This is a genomic window from Idiomarina sp. UBA4206 (genome assembly GCF_002383015.1).
Taxonomy (GTDB): domain Bacteria; phylum Pseudomonadota; class Gammaproteobacteria; order Enterobacterales; family Alteromonadaceae; genus Idiomarina; species Idiomarina abyssalis.
In genome coordinates this window covers 68,129-74,217 of record NZ_DFTS01000014.1, presented here as the reverse complement: position 1 = coordinate 74,217, position 6,089 = coordinate 68,129, and the positions used below count along the sequence as shown (strand labels likewise).

6 protein-coding genes are annotated in these 6,089 nt (G+C 46.1%); 1 reads left to right on the top strand and 5 read right to left on the bottom strand.

Annotated features, from left to right (window positions below; all coding sequences use genetic code 11):
- From rpmF to rluC, 5 genes are all read right to left on the bottom strand, one after another.
- Positions 1–122: 50S ribosomal protein L32 (gene rpmF, locus B3180_RS03015; RefSeq protein ID WP_286843037.1), on the bottom strand; the 122-nt coding region annotated here is incomplete at its 3' end.
- Between the two features lie 16 nt (positions 123–138).
- The gene (gene yceD, locus B3180_RS03010) at positions 139–666 is read right to left on the bottom strand and encodes a 23S rRNA accumulation protein YceD (RefSeq protein WP_054487650.1); all 528 of its coding nucleotides are present in this window, start codon (positions 664–666) and stop codon (positions 139–141) included.
- A gap of 51 nt (positions 667–717) precedes the next feature.
- On the bottom strand, positions 718–1,314 hold the full coding sequence (locus B3180_RS03005; protein WP_222236941.1) for a Maf family protein: 597 nt from the start codon (positions 1,312–1,314) through the stop codon (positions 718–720).
- Positions 1,311–1,973, bottom strand: coding sequence for an HAD-IA family hydrolase (locus B3180_RS03000; protein ID WP_278358670.1), 663 nt, complete (start codon positions 1,971–1,973; stop codon positions 1,311–1,313). The genes B3180_RS03005 and B3180_RS03000 overlap by 4 nt, the downstream gene beginning before the upstream one ends.
- A 15-nt stretch (positions 1,974–1,988) precedes the next feature.
- Complete coding sequence (gene rluC, locus B3180_RS02995) at positions 1,989–2,936, bottom strand: 23S rRNA pseudouridine(955/2504/2580) synthase RluC (protein ID WP_054487645.1); 948 nt, start codon at positions 2,934–2,936, stop codon at positions 1,989–1,991.
- Positions 2,937–3,388: 452 nt separating this feature from the next.
- On the opposite strand from rluC, the gene rne reads away from it, so the two are divergent.
- A partial coding sequence (gene rne / locus B3180_RS02990; protein ID WP_286842949.1) for a ribonuclease E occupies positions 3,389–6,089 on the top strand: 2,701 nt, incomplete at its 3' end.

The following is a 6,089-nucleotide window of genomic DNA, read 5'->3' as shown; positions in this document are numbered from 1 at the left end:
TGGTGACGACGATGCGTTTCACCCGTAGTTGAGTCAACCGACAGTGTTGGGCCGTCTATCGCATCGTGTGAACGACGCATGTCGCGTCTTGAACGACTTTTCTTACTCTTTTGAACAGCCATTTACGCTATCTCCTGATTATTTACGCTTCAATTCTTGTAATACGGCAAACGGGTTCTCAGACTCTTCAGCAGCTGATTCGTCAATTTCGCCCCACGTCATCGCATCACGATCCACCTGACATGCCTTAGCGTCGTGCTTAGGAGCTAATGGCATAGCCAGAATTAATTCGTCTTCAACAAGCCCATGCAAGTTAATTTCCCCAAAATCGTTTACCTCAATAGCTTCATAGCTATCAGGAAAGTCATCTGCCACCTGCCGCTTAGTGACAGGAGCATACGCAAATTGCGCCAGAATATCAACTGCCAGGGGCGTATTACAGCGTTCACAAAGTACTTTTACAGCAACTTTTGCTTTCCCTGTAAAATAACTAATGCCCTGTTCATCAATTCCAAACTCAACGCTGGCCTCAGGGTCCGGGCATGGTTCAACCAGGCTTTCCTGAAGTCGTGTCATTGTTTTTCCAGGCACAACCCCGTCATATACCACTTTCTTGTTGGCACTTTTGACTGGGTCTACTGTTACGGGAATACGAACGTTTTGCATAGCGCGCGAATGTTAACGAAGTTCCACCTTAGTGACAAGGGAAATCTGTCGTTATTCCTTATTTAGAGGGTTAATTTTATGAGTTCTCAGCATATCCAATAAGGCAATGGCCGGTAACCCAATTAATGTGTTGGGATCATTCCCTTTTAAACTGTTAAATAAACTGATACCCAGGCCTTCACTTTTAAAACTCCCGGCACAATCAAATGGCTCTTCCAACTCGACGTAGCGCTCAATTTCGTTTTCACTTAAGTGTCGAAATTCTACGTTAAAAGGTTCCACTCTCACTTCGCACTGTTCCGTCGCGGTGTTCAGTACTGCCAGACCGGTGTAAAAAGTAACGGTTTTACCAACAAACCCCAGTAATTGCTTAACGGCATTCTCAGCATTACCGGGTTTTCCTAGTATCTGTCCGTCACAAACTGCAACCTGATCGGAACCAATAATAACCGCCTGTTTATGAGCCATGAGCTTTTCAACTGCACGGGCTTTGGCTTCAGCTAAACGCCCTACCAACTGTTGTGGGCTCTCGGAAGTGATTGCAGACTCATCAATATCGGGCTTAACAACTTCGTACTTCAAGTGCAGTTTATCTAAAATTTCACGACGGTATTTAGAACCTGAACCAAGGATTAACGGTAATGTCATGGTCTCTCCTTTATAAGTCTGTCACTGAGCTCTGTTAATGAGTCTACAACCAAAGCAGCACCTGCCTCACGTAATCTCTCTGCATTATGTACACCAAAACTAACACCAACAGGATGCACACCTGCTGCAATAGCCATTTTCATATCATGAACCGAATCGCCAACCATGACTGTTTCTTCCTGATGAGCGTTTAATTCATCCATTATCTCATAAAGCATTTGAGGGTCAGGTTTACCCCGGGTCTCGCTTGCACACCGGGAAGCTACAAAGTAATGTTCGGTTTCGCTTTCTGACCAAACTCGCTGTAAGCCTCTGCGAGCTTTTCCCGTTGCCACGGCCAGCTGAAGACCCGAATCTGTGAGCTGAGACAAGACAGCTTTCGCATCATTGAATAAGGGCGACGGTGTGGGATTTAAATCGACATATTCATCACGGTATTGGACTAAAAAGCCATCCAACTCTACTGGGTTAAGCACACCAAACAACTTCTCAATGGCCGGCTCAAGGCTCAAACCAATAATATCTCTAACGGCAACATCGGTTGGAACGGGCAAACCAATATGCCGGGCGGTGTTCTGCATAGACGACACAATTCGGCCTATCGAGTCCATCAAGGTGCCATCCCAGTCAAACACAATAAGTCGCTTACCGTACATCATTATAAGCTGTCCATATTATTGGGGAGTCAGTCGCTTTAATGTTTCTTGTAAGTTGTCGTCCAGCGGTGCCTCAAAAGCAACTTCTTTAGCCGTAACAGGATGTAGGAAGCGTAACTGCCAGGCATGTAAAAACAAACGCTTTAAGCCAACTTGAGACATTGTGTTATCAAAATCCGCGTCACCGTATTTAGGGTCCTTTGCTATAGGATGTCCGGCGTGCAGTGCGTGCACTCTAATTTGGTGAGTTCTTCCGGTAACAGGAGAAGCTTCTACTAATGTCCCTTCCTTATACCTTTGCTGGATACGAAAGCGGGTTAAAGAGGCTTTACCTTCCGCATCAACACGTACAATTCGTTCACCGGACTTTAATGTGTTTTTCTTTAGCGGAGCTTCAACACTGCGAACCCGCTTTTGCCATTGCCCCCGAACTAATGCCAGGTATTGCTTATTCATTTCTTTATTGCGCAACTGTTCATGCAAGTTTCGCAACACCGAACGTTTTTTAGCAACCAACAACAAGCCGCTGGTATCTCTGTCCAGCCTATGTACCAGCTCTAAGCTCTTTTCTTTAGGGCGTAAAGCTCTAAGCCCTTCAATTAGACCGAACTGCAAGCCCGAACCACCATGCACTGCAACACCTGAAGGTTTATTAATTAACATGAGTGCGTCATCTTCGTACAAAATGGCATGTTCAAGCGCCGCTACCTGCTCTAAATTAGCTGACGGTAAATCCGGGCGTTCGCTGACTTTAACCGGAGGGATACGAATAAGATCGCCCTCCTTCAGCTTATAATCAGGTTTTATCCGTTTTTTATTCGCGCGCACTTCACCTTTACGTACAATTCGGTATACCAATGACTTAGGCACACCGCGTAATTGCGCAATTAGGAAGTTGTCTATTCGCTGCCCCGACTCGTCTGCAGAGACGGTGTGCCAGCGGACTTCTTGTTGTATCGTTTTCATAACGCCATTTTACCATCATCTGCAGGATTCAACAGAGAAATTGTTGCTTGTATTTTCAGTGGTTTTCATGAAATAATTAAGTGTCAAAGTCCATCGAAGATGGCAGACGAAGAATATATTTCGCGCAGTCGAAGTAACAGAGCGACGCATTATCCACATCAGCATACGGTTTTAAAGTTTAAAAAGAGACTTGCCCGAGATGTTGATGGCACGGAGAAGAACACAGCACATCGAACACGCTTTGTTTAATAATCGATTGCAGACGTAAAATTTAGCGACAATATGACACCGAACAGTTGGTGTTATCGGCACAGTCAAACTCATTTTAGTTACACGTTGTAGATGACGGGTAACGCAGGTCCCAAAGGGCCTGCAGCGACAGACGAATTCGATAATTGCACGATCGCCATAGGGGCGTGTCATATTGTGGCCCAAAGAATTGAGTCACAGTAATGAAAAGAATGCTAATAAATGCCACGCAATTAGAAGAATTGCGTGTAGCGTTGGTTGACGGCCAACGCCTTTACGATTTAGATATTGAAAGCCCTGGTCACGAACAAAAGAAAGCCAACATCTATAAAGGCAAAATTACTCGTATTGAGCCTAGCCTTGAAGCGGCTTTCGTTGATTATGGCGCTGACCGCCACGGCTTCCTTCCTCTTAAAGAAATCGCAAAAACCTACTTCCCACAAGGTTATACCTTCCAGGGCCGCCCGAATATCAAAGACGTGGTTAAAGAAGGTCAGGAAGTTATTGTTCAAATAGATAAAGAAGAACGCGGACAAAAAGGCGCCGCCTTAACCACGTTTATTTCTTTAGCGGGCAGTTATTTGGTACTTATGCCAAATAACCCTCGCGCAGGCGGTATTTCACGTCGCATTGAAGGCGACGAGCGCTCAGCACTTAAAGAAGCTTTATCAGAACTGAATGTGCCTAAAGAAATGGGGCTCATTGTTCGTACAGCTGGCGTAGGGAAATCTAAGGAAGAATTAGAGTGGGATTTAAACGTCTTACTTAACCATTGGGAAGCTATTAGTAAAGCCGCCGATGAACGCCCTGCCCCTTTCCTTATTCACCAGGAAAGTAATGTTATTTTCCGTGCTCTGCGGGACTACTTACGCCGTGACATTGGCGAAGTGCTTATTGATAGCCCGAAAGTATACGAGCAGGTACGCACACACATACAATTAATTCGTCCGGACTTTCTGCAACGAGTAAAACAATATGAAGGTGACGTTCCGCTATTCAGTCACTATCAAATTGAAAGCCAAATTGAATCAGCCTTTCAACGCGAAGTTCGCCTTCCGTCCGGTGGCTCCATTGTTATTGATCCAACCGAAGCCTTAACCTCTATCGATATTAACTCCTCTCGCGCCACTAAAGGCGGAGATATCGAAGAGACGGCACTGCAGACTAACCTTGAAGCAGCAGAAGAAATTGCGCGTCAGTTGCGCCTTCGTGATGTGGGTGGCTTAGTTGTTATCGATTTTATTGATATGACGCCTTCTCGTCACCAGCGTGATGTAGAGAATCGCCTGCGCGATAGCCTGTCTCAAGACAGAGCTCGCATTCAGGTTGCCCGTATTTCACGGTTTGGCTTGATGGAAATGTCGCGCCAACGTCTGCGCCCATCACTGGGTGAGTCTGCAAACAATGTTTGTCCTCGTTGTAACGGTCAGGGAACCATACGCTCAAGTGACTCTTTAGCACTTTCAATCTTACGTTTGATTGAAGAAGAAGCGATTAAAGACAATACCATTCAGGTTCATTCACAGGTGCCAGTTGACGTAGCCACGTATTTGTTAAACGAAAAGCGTCAATCGGTTAATCATATTGAAAAACGCCATAACGTTAAAATCGTCATTATTCCAAACCATCACCTGGAAACCCCGCATTTTGAAGTTTTACGAATTCGTGATGACGAAGTTCCTGAATCAGCAAGTTTTCAGTTGGTGCAAAAACCAGAGCAAACAGAGTCTCCGGTTTCTATTACCCTGACCCAGGATAAAGCTAAGTTTGAGGAGCCAGCATTAAAAGGCCTTCAGGCTCCGAGCGCAGCGCCTACCCCAGCGCCAAAAGTTGAAGCTAAAAAACCAGCTCAACCATCATTACTGACTCGTTTGAAAGCTTGGTTCTCAGGTTTATTTGGTTCCGATGAAGCAGAAAGCCAGGCCGAAGCAAATAAAAACAAACAAAGAACTTCGCAAAATCAACGGAATCAGCAACGTCGAGGCCGTAACCGCCGTTCTGGTAACCGTCAGCAACGGGGTCGCAACCAGTCTACAGTTAACAAGGATGAGCCTAGCAAAGAAGCGGCTTCTACAGCTGAAGAGAAGTCGACCGATTCACGTGATGATGCAGGCACTCGCAACACACGTAACCGGAATGACCGCAGACGTCGTGGACGCAGTAATAAAGCAAACCAGACACCAAAAACTGAAGCGGCTAAGAACGATCAAGCGAGTACTGCGGCTGAGCCAGAAAAAGCCAAAGAGCCAAAAGCTCCTCAAGATAAGCCTCGCCGTCAGCGTAAACCTATTGAAAAGTCGGTTAGAGTTTCATCTGCCGGGGATACAGTAAAAGCAAAAGAGGCTAAGCAAGAGGAACAAAGTACTGAGCAGGTCAGTGCCGACAATAGCTCTCAAAAGCAAACAGCGGCAAAAGAAAAGCCGGCACAGCAAAGTAGCTCCGGTAAAGCTGAAAACAAGGCCATTTCTGATAAGGTGCTTGATCCACGCATTCAGGCTGCTGCTGAACTCGTTCAAAATCAGGCTCAGTCTAAAACAGCTGATGACGAAAAGCATGAAGAGCAGCCAACAGCTCCTCCGGTAGAAAAAGCTAAGCAGGAAAGCGTGGAGCAAGAAGAAAAGGCAAAAGAAGCCGTTTCCGATAATGCGCCTCAGTCTGAAGATAAAGCTGAAACGGCTGTTGAGAAAGCTGAAGCACCTACGCCAGCAGAGCCTGCTGATGCAGCTGAACCTGAAGCGTCTCATGAAGCGCCAAAGGCCAAGGCCGTAGAAGAAGAGCCAGCAAAAGAAGACACTGAGCCCAAAGCAAACGAAGAAAAGAAAGGTCGGGATCGCTCTCGCCGTTCTCCTCGCCACCAGCGTGCTGCGGGTCAAAAACGCAAGCAACAAGGTAAGGCCGAGGCTG